This is a genomic window from Variovorax sp. P1_H12_2 (assembly GCF_056405335.1).
This window is the reverse complement of sequence record NZ_JBFUCI010000559.1, coordinates 1-3,397: the sequence shown is the minus strand read 5'-3', so window position 1 is coordinate 3,397 and position 3,397 is coordinate 1. Positions and strand designations below refer to the sequence as shown.

Annotated in this window: 4 protein-coding genes; 1 reads left to right on the top strand and 3 read right to left on the bottom strand. The window is 67.6% G+C overall.

The window, feature by feature from the left end:
- The 3 genes from AC1D2K_RS32275 to AC1D2K_RS32265 form a co-directional block, all read right to left on the bottom strand.
- Window positions 1–255 (bottom strand): ABC transporter permease subunit (locus tag AC1D2K_RS32275; RefSeq protein WP_478094210.1); only part of this gene is annotated, 255 nt, incomplete at its 3' end.
- A gap of 91 nt (window positions 256–346) precedes the next feature.
- The gene (locus tag AC1D2K_RS32270) at window positions 347–1,249 is read right to left on the bottom strand and encodes a transporter substrate-binding domain-containing protein (RefSeq protein ID WP_478094208.1); all 903 of its coding nucleotides are present in this window, start codon (window positions 1,247–1,249) and stop codon (window positions 347–349) included.
- Between the two features lie 271 nt (window positions 1,250–1,520).
- Window positions 1,521–2,501, bottom strand: a complete 981-nt coding sequence (locus tag AC1D2K_RS32265) for a LysR substrate-binding domain-containing protein (protein WP_478094207.1) — start codon at window positions 2,499–2,501, stop codon at window positions 1,521–1,523.
- Between the two features lie 73 nt (window positions 2,502–2,574).
- On the opposite strand from AC1D2K_RS32265, the gene AC1D2K_RS32260 reads away from it, so the two are divergent.
- Window positions 2,575–3,397: amidase family protein (locus AC1D2K_RS32260; RefSeq protein WP_478094206.1), on the top strand; the 823-nt coding region annotated here is incomplete at its 3' end.

Below are 3,397 nucleotides of genomic sequence, written 5' to 3'. Positions count from 1 at the left end.
GTACCAGAGAAAGATCTGAACCAGGAGCGGGATGTTGCGGAACAGCTCGACCCAGGCATTGCCGAAGCGCACCAGCCAGGGGCTGTTGGGCAGCGTGCGGATCACGCCGACGAGAGACCCGAGCACCAGCGCCACGACCAGGGAGCACAAGGACACCGAGACGGTCCAGCCCCACGCCGACAGCAGCCACTGCCAGTAGGTGGGTATCTTCCCGCCCGGGTCCTCCAGGAAGACCTGCCAATCCCATTTTCCCATTTCAACTCCTCGATGATTGTTGGAGGCATCTCATAAAACAAACGCCCGCCGGAAGAGGCGGGCGTTCGTTCACGCGTCAGCCCACGCGTTTTTACTTCTTGGCGTAGTCTTCCATCGGCTTGTCGTTGGGGTTGGCCCACGCAGCCTTGGTGGCATCGGACAGCGGCAGGCCGACCTTGGTGTTGGTCGGCGGGATCGGCTGCATGAACCACTTGTCGTACAGCTTGGCGAGCGAGCCGTCGGCGATCTGGCGCTTGATGCTGTCGTCGACCGCCTTCTTGAAGGCCGGATCGTCCTTGCGCAGCATGCAGGCGATCGGCTCGACCGAGAGCGGCTCGCCGACGATCTTGAAGTCGGCCGGGGCCTTCGACTTGGCGATGTTGCCGGCCAGGATCTGGCCGTCCATCACGAAGGCATCGGCACGGCCCGACTCGAGCAGCAGGAAGCTGTCGGCGTGGTCCTTGCCCATGACTTCCTTGAAGTCGATGCCCTGGGCGCGCTCGTTCTTGCGCAGGGTCTGCACCGAGGTCGTGCCGGTGGTGGTGGCGACGCTCTTGCCGTTGAGGTCCTTGATCGAGTTGATGCCCGAGTTGGCCTTGACCGCGATGCGGACTTCCTCGACGTAGGTGGTCACCGCGAAGGAGACGTCCTTCTGGCGGGTCGCGTTGTTGGTGGTCGAGCCGCACTCGAGGTCGACGGTGCCGTTCTGCACCAGGGGAACGCGGTTCTGCGAGGTGACCAGCTGGCGCTTGATGTCGAGCTTGGGAAGGCCGAGCTGCTTCTGGATATCGGCCAGGACGCGTTCGGACATTTCGGTATGGAAGCCGACGTACTTGCCGTCGCCGATCGTGTAGGCCAGCGCGCCGGAGGAGTCACGCACGCCCATCGTGACGCTGCCGCTCGACTTGATCTTGGCCAGCGTGTCATTGGCCTGGGCGAAGGCGCCTCCTGCGGCGAGCGCCATGACGGCCAGAGCCAATACTTGCTTCTTCATATGGAAACTCCTGTGACTGAGAGATAACACGAAATTCTAGACGCCCGCATTCTGCGCCACACCGGGACCAACCCGGTGCACGACGCACCGCCGCAAGGCGCACCGGGTGTTCGGCAGCGCCAGCGCTCCCAACGGAACTCTCAAAGCAGCCTTTGTGCCCGGAAAAAACGTGGGGCAGACTTTAGAGGGGACGGAGGTCGGCGCCCAATGCCGATTGCGGCGCTCGCCATGTCGCCGCCTCATAGTTTGTGCGCCGCACAAGAACAGACTGTCAGGCCGCAGGCTGGGTCTGCAGGAGGTAGGCCCACAACGCATCGGCCGCGCCCTTGAGCCGCGGTGCCGCGCCGTCGCCGCGGCCTGTCCGACCGGTGGTCTTGGCCGACGCCGACGCGCCGGGCCGCTCGCGGTAGGCGCGGATCTCCATCGTGGCCTCGAGCCGGTCGATCTCGGGCGGCAGCGCGCTCACCAGCGTGCGGGCGCGGACCTCCTTGCGCACCGCGCTCTGCGGCAGGAAGGCGATGCCGTGGCCTTCGAGCGCCATCGCCTTGAGGCCCTCGGCCATGTCGGTTTCGTAGACCCGATCGAGATGGATCGCGGTGCCGGATTCCTTCAGCAGCTGGTCCACCACGCGCCCCAGGTAGGCGCCGGGTGCATAGCCCAGATAGGGAAGCGGCTGGCCGGGCCGGCCGGGCAGGCAGTAGCGCGGGGCGCCCTCGGCATCGGGCCTGACCCAGGGAGCGACCACCTCCTCCCCGAGGCTCACCATCTCATAGCGGTTGGCGTCCAGCGGCAGCGGCTGCGAGGGGTGGTGGTAGGCGATCAGCAGGTCGCAGCTGCCCTCGACCAGGCGCAGCACGGCGTCGTGCACGTTGAGCGCGATGAGCCGGCTCTTGATCGGCCCGAAGTGCTCGCGCAGCCCCGTCACCCAGGAGGGAAAGAAGGTGAAGGCCAGTGTGTGCGGCACGGCGATCTCGATCACGTCCTGCCCGGCCGCGGAATGGCCGCGCAGCATGGCGCGCGTGCTCTGCAGCGACTGGAGCATCTCGATGGCCTGGCTGTAGAGCGTCTGGCCCGCGGGCGTGAGGCGGGTGGGGTAGGAACTGCGATCCACCAGGTCGGTGCCGGCCCAGCCTTCGAGCGCCTGGATGCGGCGCGAGAACGCCGGCTGTGTCACATGTCTCAGTTGGGCCGAGCGGCTGAAGCTGCGCGTTTCCGCCAGGCTGATGAAGTCTTCGAGCCACTTTGTTTCCATACGCGGCGATTATGCGAGCGCCGCGCCATACTGGAACCCGCGTCTGCCCCTCTCCTTTCTTCCCTCGCCCGCCATGCCATCCGCCGACCTGCTCGCACTCAGCGCCACCGAACTTTCGCGCCGCATCGCGGCCCGCAGCGTGTCCTGCCACGCGCTGATGCAGGCCGCGCTGGCCCGCATCGAAGCGCTCAACCCGCGCTTCAACGCCATCGTGTCGCTGCGCGAGCCGCAGCAGCTGCTGGCCGAAGCCGGCGAGCGCGATGCCGAACTGGCGCGCGGCGTGCGACGCGGCTGGATGCATGGCTTTCCGCTCGCGGTGAAGGACCTGAGCCACGCCGCCGGCCTGCCGACCTCGATGGGCTCGCCCCTTTCGCCGCGCTCTCCGGCGCGTGCCGACAGCCTCCACGTGGCGCGCATGCGCGCGGCCGGCGCCATCGTGATCGGCAAGACCAACACGCCCGAGTTCGGGCTCGGCTCGCACACCTACAACACGGTCTTCGGCACCACGCTGAACGCCTACCAGCCCGCACTGAGCGCCGGCGGCAGCAGCGGCGGCGCGGCCGTGGCGCTGGCCCTGGGCATGCTGCCGGTGGCCGACGGCAGCGACATGGGCGGCTCGTTGCGCAATCCCGCGGCGTTCAACAACGTGATCGGCTTTCGGCCCTCGCGCGGCCGCGTGCCCGGCGCCCCGGAAGACGAGCTCTTCCTGCAGCAGCTCGGCACCGAGGGGCCGATGGCGCGCACGGTCGAGGACGCCGCGCGTCTGCTCGCGGTGCAGGCAGGCTTCGACCGGAGGCTGCCGCTTTCATTGACCGAAGCCCTGCCCGCGCCCGACACGATGCGGCTCGACAGCGATCCGAAGGGCCTGCGCATCGGCTGGCTCGGCAGCCTGTGGC